The sequence below is a fragment of the Comamonas testosteroni genome, assembly GCF_014076415.1.
In the GTDB taxonomy this organism is placed as follows: Bacteria; Pseudomonadota; Gammaproteobacteria; order Burkholderiales; family Burkholderiaceae_C; genus Comamonas; species Comamonas testosteroni_F.
In genome coordinates this window covers 5,275,384-5,292,159 of sequence record NZ_CP043568.1, presented here as the reverse complement: position 1 = coordinate 5,292,159, position 16,776 = coordinate 5,275,384, and the positions used below count along the sequence as shown (strand labels likewise).

The following is a 16,776-nucleotide window of genomic DNA, read 5'->3' as shown; positions in this document are numbered from 1 at the left end:
TGGTCGGTAGCTTCTAGGCCGAGCGATAGCCGTTGGGGTTCTGGCTTTGCCAGCGCCAGGTGTCGGCACACATGGTGTCCAGATCATGCTCGGCTTGCCAGCCAAGGGTTTTCAGGGCGTGGTCGGGGTTGGCGTAGCAACTGGCCACATCCCCTGGGCGGCGGTCTGTAATCGTATAGGGAAGGGGCTTGCCGCAGGCTTTTTCGAAGGCATGGAGCACTTCGAGCACGCTGTAGCCATTGCCTGTGCCCAGGTTGATGGTCAGCAACTCGGGCTTGGCCAGGCCGGCCAGCTTCTCGAGTGCCTTGACATGACCTCGGGCCAGGTCAACGACATGGATGTAGTCCCGCACACCGGTGCCGTCCACGGTGTCGTAGTCGCCGCCAAAGATCTGCAGCTTTTCACGACGGCCCACTGCGACCTGTGCCACAAAAGGCAGCAGGTTGTTGGGAATGTCCGAAGGGTCTTCACCAATCAGACCGCTGGCATGGGCACCAATGGGATTGAAGTAGCGCAGCACGGCCAGTGACCATTGGGAGTCGGAGTGATAGAGGTCCGACAGAATCTCTTCCACCATCAGTTTGCTGCGGCCGTAGGGATTGGTGACCGAAGTAGGGTGCACCTCATTGAGAGGCAAATATTGTGGTGAACCGTAGACTGTTGCCGAAGAGCTGAACACCAGATTGCGCACATTGTGCTTTTTCATGGCGCGCAGCAGCACCAGGGTGCCATTGACGTTGTTGTCGTAATAGTCCACAGGTTGGGCAACGGACTCGCCCACCGCTTTTTTACCGGCAAAGTGCACAACGCTGTCAATGCCGTGCTCCTGCAAGGCTTTCTCAAGTGCAGCTTGATCGCGTACATCGCCGTCAATCACGGGGATGGTGCGTCCTGTGATCTTCTCCACACGACGAACAGCTTCAGGGTGGCTATTGCTGAAGTTGTCAAAAATCACGACTTCATGACCGTGACTGATCAGTTCAATGGCTGTATGGCTGCCGATATAGCCGGCACCGCCTGTGAGCAGAGTTTTCATAAGCTGCAGTCTAGCTTTTTCGTGAATAAAAAAGCGCTCCTCGGAGCGCTTTTATGCGTAACTGTATTTACAGGGCCGTATTTACAGCGCCGGAATACGCAGCTTCTGGCCGGGATAGATCCTGTCCGGGTTGCTGAGCATGGGCTTGTTGGCTTCGAAAATCACGTTGTACTTGTTGGCGTCGCCATAGTACTTCCTGGAGATGGCCGACAGGGTGTCGCCGCGCACCACATCGTGGTATTGGGCTTCGGGCTCGGGGTTGGTGACCGCCATCAGGTTGTCCACGGACTGGACATTGGCCACATTGCCGCAGCACAGTGTCACTTTTTCCTTGACAGCCTGAGTGGGAGCTGTGCCGTTGACTGTGACCTTGCCTTGAGAAGCATCGAATTGAATCTGCAGATCGGAGACGCCCAGATTCTGGGTATTGATATAGCTGGCGATCGCCTGAGCTGCCTTGACATTCAAGTCTTCGGCCGGTGCCGCTGCATGTGCGTCGCTGCCGCCAAACAGTTTTTCTCCGGCTTCCTTGATGAAACTGAACAGACCCATGGTTTCGACTCCTCAAAAGTAGTGGAAGAAAGCGGTCCACTTTAACGGGAAATCGAAATGAATCCTTGCAGGATATGGACTCTGCGCTTTCTTTGACAATTTCCTGCCCGCCTGTAATGAATGTGACAAGAGGCTGTCTGGCACGGGGAAAAGTGCTGATAATCCGCCGCATGACATTTTTGGCCATAGACATTGGCAACACCCGTTTGAAGTGGGCCATGTATGAAGATCATCGCCCAGGTGCTGCATTGCTGGCCCATGGAGCGGAGTTCCTGGAGCATATCGAGCGCCTGGCAGAAGGTGCCTGGGCCGGACTGCCGGCCCCAGAGCGCATGCTGGGCTGCGTGGTTGCCGGTGAGACGGCAAGACGCCGTGTGCACGAGCAGATCGAACTCATGCTGGGCTGGAATCTCGAGCCTCAATGGGTAGTCCCCTCCATCGCAGAAGCAGGGGTGACCAATGGCTATGACCACCCCTCTAGGCTAGGTGCGGACCGTTGGGTGGCAATGATTGGTGCGCGTCACCACATGTTGCAATTGGGCGAGGCCAGGCCTTTGATCACGGTTATGGTGGGCACCGCAGTGACGGTCGATGCAATGGACGCGCAAGGTCATTTTCTGGGCGGCCTGATCATTCCTGGGCATGGCATCATGCTCAGGGCCCTGGAAGGCGGCACTGCGGGCCTGCATGTGCCGACCGGTGAAGTCCGATGCTTTCCCAAGAACACCAGCGATGCACTGACCAGCGGCGGTACCTATGCCATCGCAGGTGCGGTGGAGCGCATGTACCAGCATCTGGCAGAACACTGCGGCGCAGAACCCATGTGCATCATGGCTGGCGGTGCCGGCTGGAAAATGTCTCCCAGCATGACCAGGCCTTTCGAGCTGATCAACAACCTGATCTTTGATGGCTTGCTGGTGATGGCTGAAAAGCGCTGGGCTTGAGTGCATTGCTCCTCGCGATGATTCGAATTTTGATTTGAGGCTGTTTCCATGATTTTTGTAACTGGCGGTGCAGGCTTTATCGGCGCCAACTTTGTTCTCGATTGGCTGGCACATGTGGATGAGCCCGTGGTCAATATCGACAAGCTGACCTATGCGGGCAATCTGGAGAATCTGGCCAGCCTGAAGGGCGATGCCCGCCATGTGTTTGTGCAGGCCGATATCGGCGACAGTGCACAGCTGGCGCAACTGCTGGCACAGCACCAGCCTCGCGCCGTGGTGAACTTTGCGGCCGAGTCGCATGTGGACCGCTCCATTCATGGCCCCGAGGATTTCATCCAGACCAATGTGGTGGGCACTTTCCGCCTGCTGGAGGCGGTGCGCGCTTATTGGAATGGCCTGGAGGGCGAGGCCAAGTCCGGCTTTCGCTTTTTGCATGTCTCCACCGACGAGGTCTATGGCACGCTGGCACCCACGGACCCCGCGTTTACCGAAGAGCACAATTACGAGCCCAACAGCCCGTACTCGGCCAGCAAGGCGGCTTCTGACCATCTGGTGCGAGCCTGGCATCACACCTACGGCCTGCCGGTGCTGACGACGAACTGCAGCAACAACTATGGCCCGCTGCATTTCCCCGAAAAGCTCATCCCGCTGGTCATTGTCAATGCGCTGGCCGGCAAGCCGCTGCCTATCTACGGTGACGGCATGCAGGTGCGTGACTGGCTGTATGTGCGCGACCATTGCAGCGCCATCCGCCGTGTGCTCGAGGCCGGCCAATTGGGCGAGACCTATAACGTGGGCGGCTGGAACGAGAAGGCCAATATCGATATCGTCAAGACCGTGTGCAGCTTGCTCGACGAGCTGCGTCCGCGCGCCGATGGCAAGGCCTATGCCGAGCAGATCACCTATGTGACCGACCGCCCCGGCCATGATCGCCGCTATGCGATCGATGCGCGCAAGCTCGAACGCGAGCTGGGCTGGAAGCCGGCCGAGACCTTCGAGACCGGTATTCGCAAGACCGTGCAGTGGTATCTGGCCAACCCCGAGTGGGTGGCCAATGTGCAGTCGGGTGCCTACCGTGACTGGGTGCAAAAGCAGTACACCGGCGAGGCTTTGGCATGAAGCTGCTGCTGCTGGGCAAGAACGGTCAGCTCGGCTGGGAGCTGCAGCGCAGTCTCGCGCCTTTGGGCGAGGTGATTGCGCTGGACCGCCAGAGCGTGAATGTGGATGGGAATGGCCTGTGCGGCGATATCGGCAATCTGCAGACACTGGCGCAGACCATTCGCAGCGTGCGCCCGGATGTGATCGTCAATGCCGCAGCGCATACGGCAGTGGACAAGGCCGAGAGCGAGCCGGATCTGGCCTTGCGCCTGAACGCCGAAGCCCCTGAGGTCATGGCGCTGGAGGCCAAAAGCCTGGGCGCCCTGCTGGTGCACTACAGCACCGACTATGTCTTCGACGGCTCCGGCAGTGCGGAGCGCAAGGAGAGTGATGCGACCGGGCCGCTATCGGTCTACGGCCGCACCAAGCTGGAGGGCGAGCAGCGGATTGCGGCCACGCATTGCCGCCATCTGATTTTTCGCACCAGCTGGGTCTATGCAGCGCGTGGTGGCAACTTTGCCAAGACCATGCTGCGCCTGGCGCAGGAGCGTGAAGCGCTCAGCGTGATCAACGATCAATGGGGTGCCCCCACCGGCGCCGATCTGATCGCCGATGTCACGGCCCATGCCGTGCGCCATGTGAGCGCTCATGAAGGCGATGGCGGTCTCTACCATCTGGTTGCGGCAGGAGAGACCAACTGGCATGCCTATGCCAGCCATGTGATCGAGCGCGCCCAAAGCCTGCGACCGGATCTGGACTGGAAGGTGCAAAGCATTGCTGCCGTGCCGACCACGGCCTTCCCGACACCGGCCGCGCGGCCCTTGAACTCGCGTCTGGATACGCAAAAGCTGCAAGCGGCCATGCAACTGCATCTGCCCGCATGGCAGCAAGGCGTGGAGCGCATGCTGCGCGAAATTCTGTAATTTTCCAATAACTCGCTGCCTATCTGCAAGGCGTTTGAAGCCATCCATTGATTCATCATGACGACACAGCGCAAAGGCATCATTCTGGCTGGCGGCTCCGGCACCCGTCTGCACCCCGCCACCCTGGCCATCAGCAAACAGCTGCTGCCGATCTACGACAAGCCCATGATCTACTACCCGCTGAGCACGCTGATGCTGGCGGGCATCCGGGACATTCTGATCATCAGCACCCCGCAGGACACGCCGCGCTTCGAGCAGTTGCTGGGCGACGGCAGCCAGTGGGGCCTGAATCTTCAGTATGAGGTGCAGCCCAGCCCGGATGGCCTGGCGCAGGCCTTCCTGATTGGCGAAAAATTCCTCAACGGCGCTCCCAGCGCCCTGGTACTGGGGGACAACATCTACTACGGCCACGACTTCCAGCCGCTGCTCAAAAAAGCCGATGCGCGGCAGAACGGCGCCACGGTGTTTGCCTACCATGTGCAAGACCCCGAGCGCTATGGCGTGGCCGAGTTCGATGTCGACGGCAAGGTGCTGTCGCTCGAAGAAAAGCCCAAGCAGCCCAAGAGCAACTATGCGGTCACCGGCCTGTACTTCTACGACGAGCAGGTGGTGGAGCTGGCCAAGCAGGTCAAGCCTTCGGCGCGGGGCGAGCTGGAGATCACGGATCTCAACGGCATGTATCTGCAGCAAGGAAAGCTCAATGTCGAGCTGATGGGCCGAGGCTATGCCTGGCTGGACACCGGCACCCATGACAGTCTGCTCGAAGCGGGGCAATTCATTGCCACCTTGCAGCAGCGCCAGGGCCTGAAAGTGGCCTGCCCGGAAGAAATCGCCTATCGCCAGAAATGGATTGATGCCGCTCAGCTGGAAAAGCTGGGCCAGGCTCTGGTCAAGAATGGCTACGGACAATATCTGCTGCAGGTGCTCAAGGAAAAGGTGCGCATATGAAGTTCACGCCTTTGGCCATTCCCGATGTCTTTCTGATCGAGCCCAAGGTGTTTGGGGATGCGCGCGGCTTTTTTCTGGAAAGCTTTCGCCAGGATCTCTTCAACCAGGCCACGGGCACGAACCACGAGTTCATTCAGGACAACCACAGCCGCAGCAGCAAGGGCGTGCTGCGTGGGTTGCACTACCAGCTGCCGCCTCATGCCCAGGGCAAGCTGGTGCGCGTGATCTCTGGCGCGGTGTTTGATGTGGCCGTGGATATCCGCCGCAGCTCGCCCACTTTTGGGCAATGGGTGGGAGCGGAGCTGAGTGCCGAGAATCACCGCCAGCTCTGGATTCCGCCGGGCTTTGCCCACGGCTTTGTGGTGCTCAGCGACACGGCGGACTTTGTCTACAAGACCACGGCCTATTACGCGCCGGAGTCGGATCGGGGTCTGCTCTGGAGTGACCCGGATATAGCCATTGCGTGGCCCCAGCTCGATATCGATTTTTCCTTGTCCGAAAAGGACCGGAATCAGCCCGCATTCAAGCAGGCCGAACTTTTCGATTAAGTCTGGTCTGATGCGGCCAGCTGCAGAAATGGCTGAATCAGCTGCGCATCGCGCCGCTCTCGCAGGCAGTACAGGTATTCGGGCAGGCAAGGCACCTCGCCTTCCAGATCGAGAACGACGAGTTCAGGGTGGGCCGATGCTTCGTGCCGCGCAAAAACACTGATGCCCATCTGACGGATCACGGCTTCGCGTATGGACTCGCGGCTGGCAATTTCCAGAATCCGCTGCGGGCTGACCTGGGCGGCTTCCAGCATCTGCTCGGTCATCTGCCGGGTCATGGAGCCGCGCTCGCGCAGGATCAGCGTGTTCTTTGCCAGATCCCTGATGTCGACGGCCTTCTGCGCGGCCAGCGCATGCTGCCGGTGCACGACCAGGGCCAGCGGGTCGCGCCCCAGTTCCAGGCGCAGCAGGCGCGGATCGGTGTCCAGGTGCGAAGACGTTGCCAGATCCACCTGGTACTCGGCCAGTGCCTGAATCATCTGGCGCGAATTGCCATTGACGATGCTCACCTCCACCTGCGCATATTGCTGCTGATAGCGCTTGACGATGTCCAGAACATAGTAGGGGGCGGTGGCGCCTATGCGCAGCTGGCCCTGGTTGACATGGCCCGACTGGCGCAGCGCCGATTCGATCTGGGCCGATTGCAGCAGCAGCTTCTCTATCCCCGGCAGCAGCTTCAGGCCCGCATCGGTGATGGCCAGCCTGCCGCTCTGGCGCGTGAACAGCTCGACCTCATATTGCTCCTCCAAGGCCTTGATCTGCGCCGTCACCGTGGGCTGGCTCAGCCCCAGCTGGCGTGCTGCCTGGGTGATGCTGCCGAGGCGGGCGACCCAGAAAAAGGATTTGAGCTGTGTGGCAAACATGAGCAAGTCTTCAAGAAAGCTGTACCCGGATTTCAACATGAACGCTGCAGCCGGTAATGCGGATGAGTTGCTTTAATTTCAATAGCGTCTTGCGCTTATATGCGGTTGTATCTAGATGGTTTTCTCTATGAATATGACGCAGATAAAGCGCAATATGCTTTCGAATCAATAGCATATCGATGTCGGACGCTGGCGCGGCGCGATGACTACAAAGTTTGCTGATGACATCCTTGGCAGATTTCAGTTCTGTGACACCAGCGTTTCACAGTGAGTTTCTACAGTTCCCTCATGTCGCAAACGGCCGCGTTGGTCGGGCGGCAACGATCAATCCAAGGGACTGTTATCCATGCGCCACGCTTTTGTACCCGCCACTCGCCGTTTCACCCTGATTGCCTTTGCCACGGCCTTGCTGGGCCTGGCCTCCGCTGCCCAGGCCAGGACCGATCTGCTGGTGTATTCGGCCCTGGAGGCCGACCAGATCAAGGCCTACAAGGCGGGTTTTGAAAAAGCCCATCCCGAGATCGAGCTGAAGTTTGTGCGCGACAGCACGGGCATCATCACTGCGCGCCTGCTGGCCGAGAAAGCCAACCCTCAGGCCGATGTGATCTGGGGCGTGGCCGCCACTTCGCTGATGCTGCTGGACAAGCAAGGCATGCTGCAGCCGTATGCGCCCAGGAACCTGACCAAGGTGCGCTCCACCATGCGCGATGCGGCAGCCACGCCGACCTGGGTGGGCATGGACCTGTGGTCGTCCGCCGTCTGCTTCAACACCGTGGAAGGCGAAAAGCGCAAGCTGCCCACGCCTGCCAGCTGGGCCGACCTGACCAGGCCCGAATTCAAGGGCGCGATCACCATGCCCCACCCGGCGTCCAGCGGCACGGGCTATCTGATGGTGGCAGCCTGGCTGCAGATGATGGGCGAGGACAGGGGCTGGGCCTATATGGATGCGCTGCACCAGAACATCGGCGTCTACACGCACAGCGGCTCCAAGCCCTGCCGCCAGGCCGGCGCGGGCGAGTTCCCCGTGGGCCTGAGCTTTGAATACCGGGCCAACAAGACCAAGAAGGATGGCGCGCCCATAGACATCGTCTTCCCCAGGGAAGGTCTGGGCTGGGATGTGGAAGCCACGGCCATTCTGAAGACCAGCAAAAAGCAGGACGCGGCCAAGGCCCTGGCCGACTGGGCGGTGACGCCCGATGCCAACAAGCTCTACGCCGCCAACTTTGCCGTGCTGGCCTTGCCCGAGGCCCAGGAAAAGCACGAGTTCATTCCGGCCGATCTGGAAAAGCGCCTGGCCAGGAACGACTTCAACTGGGCAGCGGCTAACCGCGATCGTATCTTGGCCGAATGGTCGCGTCGGTACGAAGCCAAGGCGGAAAGAAAGTAATCACCCCCTGAGCGGCTTTGCCTGGGCGGCGCCGCCGCTTCCCCCTCTCTGGCGCTGCGCGCCGGAGGGGGACACTGCCCTCGCTGCGGGGCGGCCCTGGTTCGGCAGTTCTGAGCGGGGTCAGCGCCAGTTCTACGCAGCAGGTCTCTGGAATTTTTTGCACGTTGAAAGTGATTGCAGATGCTGCGCATAGAACATATCGCAAAGCAGTACAAAGACACCCCGGTGCTGCGCGACATTGACCTGTTGGTGGAGGGCGGCGAGTTCGTCAGCCTGCTGGGCCCTTCGGGCTGCGGCAAGACCACCCTGCTGCGCATTCTGTGCGGCATCGAGCAGGCCGACGCGGGCCGCATCCTGTTTCAGGGCGAGGACATCACGCGCTGGCCCGCCGCGCGCCGGGGCTTTGGCGTGGTGTTCCAAAGCTACGCGCTGTTTCCAAACCTCACGGCGGCCCAGAATGTGGCGTTTGGTCTCATGGGCCAGCCTGCGGCGCAAGTGCAGGCCCGGGTGCAGGAGATGCTGGCTCTGGTAGGCCTGGGCGCGCAGGCGCAGCGCTACCCGGCGCAACTGTCGGGCGGCCAGCAGCAGCGCATTGCGCTGGCCCGCGCACTGGCGCCGCGCCCGCGTCTGCTGTTGCTGGACGAGCCGCTGTCCGCGCTCGACGCCCAGGTACGCACCGAGCTGCGCAGCGAAATCCGCCAGTTGCAGCGTCAGCTGGGCATTGCCTGCGTGATGGTCACGCACGACCAGGAAGAAGCGCTCTCCATGGCCGACCGGGTGGTGCTGATGCACCAGGGTCGTATCGAGCAGCAGGGCTCGCCCGAGCAGCTCTATGCCCGACCCGTCAGTCACTTTGCGGCCGGTTTTGTGGGGCGCATGAACTTGCTGCCCGCCGTGGCCGAGTCGGGCAATGCGGTGCGCGTGGGCGAGGGGCGGCTTGAGTGCTGTACTGCCGGCTTTGAGGCCGGTGATCCCTTGCTGGTAGGTGTGAGACCTGAAAGCGTGGTGCTGCACCCGGCTCAGCCTGCAGCACTGCCCAATCTGTTTCGCGCACGGGTGGTTGAGACCTCATTCCTGGGCTCGCTGGTGCTGGTGCGAGTGTTCAGCCCCACGCTGCAATGCCAGATCGATGTGCAATGGCCGCTGCGCCATGACGCGCGCCTGCCCGACTGGCTGCAGGGCGAGGTGCTGGTTGAGTTGCCAGCTGCTGCGCTGCAGTCGCTGGCAGCGCCAGAGATCTTGCGAAAGGCGGCATAAGCATGGATGCCTCTTCTTCTGCGATGCGCGTGGGGGGCTATGCGCCCGCAGCGGCAGCACGCCGGCAGCAAGGCAGCGGCCCTGCGGCGCCACGGCAAACACGTTTTTTCCATTGGGAGAAGCTGTGGCTGGGCCTGTCGGTGCTGGGCCTGCTGGGGGCGCTGCTGGTGGCCATCGCACTGCCCGTGGGGGCGCTGCTGGGCCGCAGCTTTGTGTCGGCCGATGGCAAGTTCTCGGGCCTGGCCCAATACCTTGCCTATGCGCAAACACCGGGCGTAGGCCAGTCGCTGTTCAACAGCCTGTGGCTGTCCGCCGTCAGCAGCACCTTGTGTGTGGCCCTGGCCTATGGCTATGCCTATGGCGTGATGCGCAGCTGCATGCCGCTGGCCAGGTTCTTTCGCGCCATTGCCCTGGTGCCGCTGCTGGCGCCGTCGCTGCTCATGGCCATCAGCCTGATCTATCTTTTTGGCGCCCAGGGACTGCTCAAGAGCTGGCTGCCGGGCGACTCGGCCTACGGGCCGTTTGGCATCATTCTTGGCTCGGTGCTGTGGACGTTTCCGCATGCGCTGATGATTCTGTGCACCACGCTGGCCTCGGGCGATGCGCGCCTGTATGAGGCCGCCGCCACCCTGGGCGCGGGGCGCTGGCGCAGCTTCTGTCAGGTCACGCTGCCAGCCAGCCGCTATGGGCTGATGATTGCCTGGATAGTGGTGTTCGTCCTGGTGGTCACCGACTTTGGCGTGCCCAAGGTGATCGGCGGCAACACGCAGATGCTGGCCACCGATATCTACAAGCAGGTGATTGGCCAGCAAAACCTGTCCATGGGTGCCGTGGTGGCCATGCTGCTGCTGGTGCCCGCGGGCCTGGCCTTTGCGGCCGAGCGTCATTTGCGGGCCCGGCAGGCCGCTGCCATGAGCGTGAGGGCCGTGCCCCTGGTGCCGCAGCCCTGCGCAGCGCTCGACGGCGCGCTGCTGGTGTATTGCAGCCTGTTGGCTTTGGCGCTGCTGGTGGTGATGGGCGTGGCCGTGCTGGCATCCCTGGTCAGCTTCTGGCCCTACAACTTGAGCCTGAGCTTCAAGCACTATCAGTTCGACCTGATGGATGGTGGTGGCTGGGCCAGTTATGCCAACTCGCTGACCATGGCCGTGGCCACGGCGGCGGTGGGCGCGGTGCTGAGCTTTCTGAGCGCCTATCTGGTGGCCAGGCCCACGGGCTGGGGCCGCGCGCGCCAGTGGTTGCACGCGGTGGCCACGCTGCCCATGGCGGTGCCTGGGCTGGCGCTGGGTCTGGGCTATATCCTGTTCTTCAATGCGGGCAGCAATCCCTTGCACTTTCTGTATGGGTCCATGGGCATTCTGGTGCTGTGCTCGGTGGCGCATTTTTTCTCGGTGGCGCACATCACCCAGCTCACAGCCTTGCAGCAACTGGACGCCGAATACGAGCGCGTGGCTGATTCCATGGGCGTGCCCTTCTGGACGCTGCTGTGGCGCGTGCACCTGCCTGTGTGCCTGCCTGCAGTGATGCAGGTGGCGGGCTACTTCTTCGTGAATGCCATGACCACGGTGTCGGCAGTGGTCTTTTTGTACTCGCCCGAAACCACACTGGCCTCGGTGGCCGTGCTGGCCATGGATGACGCGGGCGATATCGCTCCCGCCGCGGCCATGGCCACGCTGATCTTCGCGACCGCAGCCGCCGGCCGCCTGCTGATTGCGCTGCTGGATGCCTGGCTGCAGCGGCGTACCCAGCACTGGCGCCACCGCTGAGGCGCTCTCCACATCACTTGATTCTCCGAACGTCTCTCGCTGCATCGCCTTGGCGCTGCGGCAGGGACTTGGCTTGTCTGCTTTTTCTGTAACGCTATGAAAAACTATGATCTGATCGTCGTCGGCGCCGGCATTGTCGGCCTGGCCCATGCCTATGCCGCAGCAACGCGCGGCCGCTCCGTGCTGGTGATAGAGCGCGACGGTGCCTGCCTGGGCGCCTCGATTCGCAACTTCGGCTTTGTCACCATCACGGGCCAGCGCGCCGGTGCCCATTGGCGGCGCGCCATGCGCTCACGCGATGTCTGGGCCGAGATTGCACCCAAGGCCGGTATCGATGTCCTGCATGCCGGCCTGTGGCTGACGGCGCGCCGCCCTGCTGCGGCAGCGGTGCTTGAGGCATTCATGCAAACCGAGATGGGCGCGGGCTGCGAGCTGCTGACGCCCGCCCAGGCCGCAGCGCGTCATCCGGCGCTGCGCACCGAAGGGCTGCAATCCGTGCTCTACAGCCCGCATGAGCTGCGCGTGGAGTCGCGCACGGCCATCCCGCAACTGGCACTGTGGCTGCAGCAGGCACTGGGAGTGGATTTCCGCTTTGGTGAAAGCGTGACGGAGGTGGCAACGCCGCGCGTCACCACCTCGCGTGGCCGCTATCACGCTGAACGCGTGGTGGTCTGCAACAACGCCGATCCAGGCGGGCTGTTCGCCAGTGAATGGACTGACAACCAGGTGCAGCTGTGCCAGTTGCAGATGCTGCGCGTGCAGCCGCAAGCAGGCTTCAAGCTTGAGGGATCGGTCATGGGGGATCTGAGCCTGGTGCGCTACGAGGGCTATAGCGCGCTGCCCGAAGCCGCTGCATTGCGCGCTCAGCTGGAGCGCGAGGAGGCGCAAAGCCTGAAGCACGGCATCCACCTGATTGCCGTTCAGAGCGCCGATGGCTCGCTGGTGGTGGGCGATTCGCACCACTACGGCAGCGCGCCCCAGCCTTTTGCCAGCGAAGCCGTCGACCGGCTCATGCTGCGACATATGAACGAGGCACTGCATATCGACAAGGCCCAGGTCGTGGAGCGCTGGACGGGCATCTACCCCTCCAGTGCCGAAGCCCCTTGTTTTGTCAAAGCACCTGATGCAGCGACACGCATGGTGGCCGTGACCAGCGGCTCGGGCGCAAGCACGGCGTTTGGCCTGGCCGAGGAAGTCTGGGGAAATTGGTAGTCACTCCCTGAGCGGCCCCACCTGGGCGGCCCCACCTAGGCGGCCCCACCTAGGCGGCCCCACCTGGGCGGCCCCACCTGGGCGGCCCCACCGCTTCTCCCTCTCTCGCTACGCGGGAGGGGGCGGCGTGGCCGGCTCAGGCCCTTGCTCAGCGTCTCTGGCAGGTATGGCAGGCGATCACTGTTGCACGAACAGCGGTGCAATCAGCATGACGAGCAGGATGGCGGCCAGTACGGCAAATAGGATTTTGACCCAGCTGTAAGGCCGCTCGCCCGCAATCTGGCCGGTATAGCCATTGGCCACGATCTGGTAGGTCTTGCTGCCATAGGTGTAGCCGACCAGCCAGACCGGAACCAGCGTGTGCTTGAAGCTGCGGCCCGAGTATTGACGCTGGACCTGCAGATTGCGCTGCGTGTCGCCCGGCACCTCGCGCGAGCACATGCTGCGCAGCTGGCTGTCCATATCTTCCTCGTTGATCCTGGCGGCCTTGGAGAGGTCCACCTGGTAGCGCTCCACCGTCCAGCCGCGTACGAACTCCGGGCTGTAGGGCTTGAGATCGGTGGTGGTCGGGAAGGGCTCCACCTGGCGCAGCAGATGGGCGTGCACGCCCACGGTGCCGGGTACCAGCTCATCGTCGAAGAAATGCTGCAGGCTGCCCGAGGCCGGCTCCCAGCGCACATGCTGGACCTGGCGGGTCTGCAGATTGCCGTTGCCGTCGCGATAGGACTCGGTGGTGTAGTAGTAATAACCGGCCTCTGCCCACCACTGGGCGCTGGCATGGGCGTCAAAGGTCCAGTAAGGCAGATAGACGCCGTGCAGCGTGTCTGTCAGCGCGGCACTCTTGAGCTTGCTGGGCGCAAACCAGCGGCTGCCATACCACTGGCGGATCTTGTCGCGAATCTGGCCGTCGCTGATCTTGAACGGCAGGATGCTCTGCGGCGTGATGGCGTCGCTGCGCTCCTCATGGGCGACGATGGCCGGCGAGCCGCAGAAGTCGCAGCGCTGGGCCACGTTCTTGCCGAGAAACACGGAGATGGCGCGGCAGTTCTGGCACTGCACCTCGTAGCGCTCGTCCGAGCCCCAGCCGCGACCGCTGGCCGGGTTGCGCAAGGCCTCGGCCAGATCCTGCTCCACCACGGCACGTCCCAGCTCGGGCTGTGTCTGCTCGCTCCAGGGAACGACGGTGCCGCAGTATGGACATCTGAGCGACTGTGCCTTGGCATTCCACTCCAGATTGCCGCCGCATTCGGGGCAGACATGCCGGCCCACCATGGAGGGGGGCGCCGTCTCGGAGACAGGGGTGAATGCAGATCCGGAAGAGGGAGAGGAGGAAGCGGGTGTGGCCACGGCAAAAAAGGGTTCAGGCGGCAGCAGCGGCGGGATGGGTTTCGTAGAAGGTCACGCAGTTGCCATCCTCGTCGAGAAGACTGAATTCCAGGGTGCCCCAGGGCTGCTGGCGCAGACCGCCATTGGGGTGAACCGCATTCTCGGCCAGGCACTGCGCATGCAGGGCGGCAATGCCAGCCACCTGGATGCGGCAGCTGGTCTGCCTGGGAATCTCCGGGTCCTGGCAGGCCCAGAAATGCAGCTCCAGTCCACCCAGAGAGACGATGGCGTACTCGCCGGGCTGGGCGTGGACGGTTCTGGCGCCCAGGACGCGGGCATAGAAAGCCACGGTGCGCGCCATGTCCAGCGATGCCAGTACCGGAGTGGTGCTGATGAAAACCGGTTTGTGTTCATTCATGACGTGCACCCGATGCCATGGATTGCGAATCAGCCGCGCAGGAACTCGTCCAGCGCAGCCTGGGCGATGCGCCACTGGCTGCCGATCTGGCGGGCCTTGAGGTTGCCGGCCTGGATTTCGGCCAGTACGTCGGCCTCGGCCACGCCCAGCACCTGGGCCGCCTGGGCGGGAGTCAGCACCTGCAGACCAGCGGCAGCCGGGGCGGCAGGTGTCTGTGCGGCTTGCGCCGCGGCCGGCGAGAAGGGGTCTGCCACAGCGGCGGCCGGGGCGCCTGCAGCGCCACCGCCCTGCATGCCCTTCATCATTTCCTGGGCCATGCCGAAGCCCATGGCCATGGTGGCCGGAATGGTGGCTGCCGCAGCGCCTTCGCCGCCATTGGCCATGGCCTGGCCCATCTGGTACTTCACATAGTCGTTGAGGTTGCCGATGGCGCCCATGCTGGAGCGCTTGTCGATGGCCTGCTCCACCTCGGGCGGTACGGAAACGTTCTCCAGCAGGAAGCTGGTGATTTCCAGGCCGTATTTCTCGCTGACGGCCGGGTTGATGAGCTGAAGCAGCGCGTCGCCCAGCTCGCTGTAGCGCTGGGCCACATCGAGTGCCGGCACCTGGGCCTTGGCCAGGGCTTCGGAGAAGATGCTGACGATGCGCGAGCGCATGGTGTCGGCAAACTCGTCGATGCGGAAGTTCTGGTCCGTGCCCGCCACTTCCTTGAGGAACAGGGCGGCGTTGGTGATGCGGAAGTCATAGGTACCGAAGGCGCGCAGACGGATCACGCCAAAGTCCTTGTCGCGCATCATGATGGGGTTGGAGGTACCCCATTTGTTGCCCGTGAACAAGCGCGTGTTGATGTAGTAGACATCGCACTTGAAGGGCGAGTTGAAGCCGTACTTCCAGCCGCGAAGGGTGGACAGGACCGGGATGTTCTGCGTGGTCAGCAGATGGCGGCCCGGGTTGAACAGGTCTGCGAACTGGCCTTCGGAGACGAACTGCACCTGCTGCGATTCACGCACGATGAGCTGGGCGCCGTTCTTGATTTCCTTGTCTTCATCGGGCCAGCGATACGACAGCGTGTCGCGCGAATCATCGGTCCATTCGATGATTTCGATCAGTTGCTTGGTGATGATTTTCATGAAATCCATGACGAGCTCCGAAAGAGGATGACGGGAAAGGAATCATTCTAGGAGGCAAACCGCGGCAGCCGGTTCCGGGATGCATGGCAGTTGCGCGGAAATTGTTAAAAAGTGAGCGTACTACGCCCGATATCCAATAGTTTCAGGGGCAATTGATGCTGCATCTGTCTATTCATCGGCGGTAAGCGCTAGCGTTTTGCTTTTCACATTTTGAAATCACCGGCCCGGGCCGCTTCTTGAAAATGCCCGCTGTGGGGCCGCGCAGACAGACTACGCCCGTGAACAGTGGCACAGACTTAGAATCTACCGCTTATGCGGTCGATACCGCCCAGAACACCTCTTAATGAAGATGCCGCCCGCAATCGCCAGTGATTGCTGACGCGCGAACGTATACAAGTCATGCTGACCTTCCAACAAATCATTCTGAAACTGCAGTCCTACTGGGCCGAACAGGGCTGCGCATTGCTCCAGCCCTATGACATGGAAGTCGGCGCCGGTACCTCGCACACCGCGACCTTTCTGCGCGCCATCGGCCCGGAGCCATGGAAGGCTGCCTATGTGCAGCCCAGCCGCCGCCCCAAGGACGGCCGCTATGGCGAGAACCCCAACCGCCTGCAGCACTACTACCAGTTCCAGGTGGTGCTCAAGCCCGCACCCGACAATATTCTGGAGCTCTACCTGGGCTCGCTCGAAGCCCTGGGCTTCGATCTGAAGAAGAACGACATCCGCTTTGTCGAGGACGACTGGGAAAACCCCACGCTGGGCGCCTGGGGCCTGGGCTGGGAAGTCTGGCTCAACGGCATGGAAGTGACCCAGTTCACCTATTTCCAGCAGGTCGCCGGCATCGACTGCAAGCCCGCCACGGGCGAGATCACCTACGGCCTGGAACGCCTGGCCATGTATCTGCAGGGCAAGGAATCGGTGTACGACCTGGTCTATACCGACGGCCTGTCCTATGGCGACGTGTTCCACCAGAACGAGGTGGAGCAGTCCACCTACAACTTCGAGCATTCGAATGCCGAGTTCCTGTTCAGTGCCTTTGCGGCCCATGAAGGCTCGGCCAATCAGCTGATCGACGCCCAGCTGGCGCTGCCCGCCTACGAGCAGGTGCTCAAGGCCGCCCATACCTTCAACCTGCTGGACGCCCGCGGCGCCATCTCGGTGACCGAGCGCGCTGCCTATATCGGCCGCATCCGCAACCTGGCGCGCGCCGTGGGCAAGAGCTATCTGGACAGCCGCGCGCGCCTGGGCTTCCCCATGGCCCCCAAGGCCCACGCCGACGAGGTGCTGGCCGAACTGGCCAAGGCCGCAGAGCAGGCAGCGAAGAAGGCTGCTTAAGCGGCTTCAGGCTTCATTTCGACCCATATCCCA

The 16,776-nt window shown here is 62.1% G+C and carries 16 protein-coding genes; 10 read left to right on the top strand and 6 right to left on the bottom strand.

Translation table 11 applies throughout. The annotated features are described in order from the left end of the window. Window positions 1–13: 13 nt before the first annotated feature. A complete protein-coding gene (gene galE, locus F0P97_RS24365; protein WP_182284667.1) occupies window positions 14–1,036 on the bottom strand; it encodes a UDP-glucose 4-epimerase GalE in 1,023 nt (340 codons plus the stop codon). Between the two features lie 81 nt (window positions 1,037–1,117). Next, window positions 1,118–1,588 carry a peptidoglycan-binding protein LysM gene (gene lysM / locus F0P97_RS24360; protein ID WP_182284666.1) on the bottom strand — a complete coding sequence of 157 codons (471 nt, stop codon included), beginning with the start codon at window positions 1,586–1,588 and terminating at the stop codon, window positions 1,118–1,120. A 170-nt stretch (window positions 1,589–1,758) separates the two neighbouring features. Here lysM and F0P97_RS24355 point away from each other — a divergent pair, with 170 nt between their 5' ends. From F0P97_RS24355 to rfbC, 5 genes are read left to right on the top strand one after another with little or no spacing between them, the layout of a single operon-like run. Continuing rightward, window positions 1,759–2,532, top strand: coding sequence for a type III pantothenate kinase (locus F0P97_RS24355; protein WP_182284665.1), 774 nt, complete (start codon window positions 1,759–1,761; stop codon window positions 2,530–2,532). Between the two features lie 48 nt (window positions 2,533–2,580). Beyond that, window positions 2,581–3,651 (top strand): dTDP-glucose 4,6-dehydratase, encoded by a 1,071-nt coding sequence (gene rfbB / locus F0P97_RS24350; RefSeq protein WP_182284664.1) that lies wholly within the window; start codon window positions 2,581–2,583, stop codon window positions 3,649–3,651. After that, window positions 3,648–4,553, top strand: coding sequence for a dTDP-4-dehydrorhamnose reductase (rfbD, locus tag F0P97_RS24345; protein WP_182284663.1), 906 nt, complete (start codon window positions 3,648–3,650; stop codon window positions 4,551–4,553). The genes rfbB and rfbD overlap by 4 nt, the downstream gene beginning before the upstream one ends. Window positions 4,554–4,610: 57 nt before the next feature. Next, a complete protein-coding gene (rfbA, locus tag F0P97_RS24340; protein ID WP_182284662.1) occupies window positions 4,611–5,501 on the top strand; it encodes a glucose-1-phosphate thymidylyltransferase RfbA in 891 nt (296 codons plus the stop codon). Then, window positions 5,498–6,049 (top strand): dTDP-4-dehydrorhamnose 3,5-epimerase, encoded by a 552-nt coding sequence (rfbC, locus tag F0P97_RS24335; protein WP_182284661.1) that lies wholly within the window; start codon window positions 5,498–5,500, stop codon window positions 6,047–6,049. Before rfbA ends, rfbC begins: the two co-directional genes overlap by 4 nt. Here the strand turns inward: rfbC and F0P97_RS24330 are convergent. Further along, window positions 6,046–6,912 carry a LysR substrate-binding domain-containing protein gene (locus F0P97_RS24330; RefSeq protein ID WP_182284660.1) on the bottom strand — a complete coding sequence of 289 codons (867 nt, stop codon included), beginning with the start codon at window positions 6,910–6,912 and terminating at the stop codon, window positions 6,046–6,048. The two genes, rfbC and F0P97_RS24330, sit on opposite strands and share 4 nt — an antisense overlap. Window positions 6,913–7,258: 346 nt before the next feature. Here F0P97_RS24330 and F0P97_RS24325 point away from each other — a divergent pair, with 346 nt between their 5' ends. The 4 genes from F0P97_RS24325 to F0P97_RS24310 all read left to right on the top strand — a co-directional run bounded on the left by F0P97_RS24325 (window position 7,259) and on the right by F0P97_RS24310 (window position 12,531). Further along, window positions 7,259–8,299: a putative 2-aminoethylphosphonate ABC transporter substrate-binding protein gene (locus tag F0P97_RS24325; protein ID WP_182284659.1), complete on the top strand. Its 1,041-nt coding sequence runs from the start codon at window positions 7,259–7,261 to the stop codon at window positions 8,297–8,299. A 180-nt stretch (window positions 8,300–8,479) separates the two neighbouring features. Next, the gene (locus F0P97_RS24320) at window positions 8,480–9,556 is read left to right on the top strand and encodes an ABC transporter ATP-binding protein (RefSeq protein WP_182284658.1); all 1,077 of its coding nucleotides are present in this window, start codon (window positions 8,480–8,482) and stop codon (window positions 9,554–9,556) included. A gap of 2 nt (window positions 9,557–9,558) precedes the next feature. After that, window positions 9,559–11,319 (top strand): putative 2-aminoethylphosphonate ABC transporter permease subunit, encoded by a 1,761-nt coding sequence (locus F0P97_RS24315; protein ID WP_182284657.1) that lies wholly within the window; start codon window positions 9,559–9,561, stop codon window positions 11,317–11,319. Window positions 11,320–11,415: 96 nt separating this feature from the next. After that, a complete protein-coding gene (locus F0P97_RS24310; protein ID WP_182284656.1) occupies window positions 11,416–12,531 on the top strand; it encodes a TIGR03364 family FAD-dependent oxidoreductase in 1,116 nt (371 codons plus the stop codon). A 177-nt stretch (window positions 12,532–12,708) separates the two neighbouring features. On the opposite strand, the gene F0P97_RS24305 is transcribed toward F0P97_RS24310, so the two are convergent. From F0P97_RS24305 to F0P97_RS24295, 3 genes are all read right to left on the bottom strand, one after another. Beyond that, entirely contained in the window at window positions 12,709–13,803 is a 1,095-nt protein-coding gene (locus F0P97_RS24305) for a TFIIB-type zinc ribbon-containing protein (protein ID WP_182287309.1), read from the bottom strand. Window positions 13,804–13,891: 88 nt separating this feature from the next. After that, window positions 13,892–14,275: a bleomycin resistance protein gene (locus F0P97_RS24300; RefSeq protein ID WP_182284655.1), complete on the bottom strand. Its 384-nt coding sequence runs from the start codon at window positions 14,273–14,275 to the stop codon at window positions 13,892–13,894. 29 nt (window positions 14,276–14,304) lie between these two features. After that, on the bottom strand, window positions 14,305–15,414 hold the full coding sequence (locus F0P97_RS24295) for an SPFH and helix-turn-helix domain-containing protein (RefSeq protein WP_003068040.1): 1,110 nt from the start codon (window positions 15,412–15,414) through the stop codon (window positions 14,305–14,307). A 390-nt stretch (window positions 15,415–15,804) separates the two neighbouring features. Between F0P97_RS24295 and glyQ the strand changes: the two genes are divergently transcribed. Then, window positions 15,805–16,743 carry a glycine--tRNA ligase subunit alpha gene (gene glyQ / locus F0P97_RS24290; RefSeq protein WP_087863825.1) on the top strand — a complete coding sequence of 313 codons (939 nt, stop codon included), beginning with the start codon at window positions 15,805–15,807 and terminating at the stop codon, window positions 16,741–16,743. Window positions 16,744–16,776: the final 33 nt, after the last annotated feature.

Bases quoted from the DNA above. Each gene is read 5' to 3' on its own strand.
- F0P97_RS24300 (WP_182284655.1), bottom strand. From the start codon at position 14,275: ATGAATGAACACAAACCGGTTTTCATCAGCACCACTCCGGTACTGGCA.
- lysM (WP_182284666.1), bottom strand. From the start codon at position 1,588: ATGGGTCTGTTCAGTTTCATCAAGGAAGCCGGAGAAAAACTGTTTGGC.
- rfbA (WP_182284662.1), top strand. From the start codon at position 4,611: ATGACGACACAGCGCAAAGGCATCATTCTGGCTGGCGGCTCCGGCACC.
- F0P97_RS24320 (WP_182284658.1), top strand. From the start codon at position 8,480: ATGCTGCGCATAGAACATATCGCAAAGCAGTACAAAGACACCCCGGTG.
- F0P97_RS24315 (WP_182284657.1), top strand. From the start codon at position 9,559: ATGGATGCCTCTTCTTCTGCGATGCGCGTGGGGGGCTATGCGCCCGCA.
- rfbB (WP_182284664.1), top strand. From the start codon at position 2,581: ATGATTTTTGTAACTGGCGGTGCAGGCTTTATCGGCGCCAACTTTGTT.
- F0P97_RS24295 (WP_003068040.1), bottom strand. From the start codon at position 15,414: ATGGATTTCATGAAAATCATCACCAAGCAACTGATCGAAATCATCGAA.
- F0P97_RS24305 (WP_182287309.1), bottom strand. From the start codon at position 13,803: ATGGTGGGCCGGCATGTCTGCCCCGAATGCGGCGGCAATCTGGAGTGG.
- F0P97_RS24330 (WP_182284660.1), bottom strand. From the start codon at position 6,912: ATGTTTGCCACACAGCTCAAATCCTTTTTCTGGGTCGCCCGCCTCGGC.
- galE (WP_182284667.1), bottom strand. From the start codon at position 1,036: ATGAAAACTCTGCTCACAGGCGGTGCCGGCTATATCGGCAGCCATACA.
- glyQ (WP_087863825.1), top strand. From the start codon at position 15,805: ATGCTGACCTTCCAACAAATCATTCTGAAACTGCAGTCCTACTGGGCC.
- F0P97_RS24310 (WP_182284656.1), top strand. From the start codon at position 11,416: ATGAAAAACTATGATCTGATCGTCGTCGGCGCCGGCATTGTCGGCCTG.
- rfbD (WP_182284663.1), top strand. From the start codon at position 3,648: ATGAAGCTGCTGCTGCTGGGCAAGAACGGTCAGCTCGGCTGGGAGCTG.
- rfbC (WP_182284661.1), top strand. From the start codon at position 5,498: ATGAAGTTCACGCCTTTGGCCATTCCCGATGTCTTTCTGATCGAGCCC.
- F0P97_RS24355 (WP_182284665.1), top strand. From the start codon at position 1,759: ATGACATTTTTGGCCATAGACATTGGCAACACCCGTTTGAAGTGGGCC.
- F0P97_RS24325 (WP_182284659.1), top strand. From the start codon at position 7,259: ATGCGCCACGCTTTTGTACCCGCCACTCGCCGTTTCACCCTGATTGCC.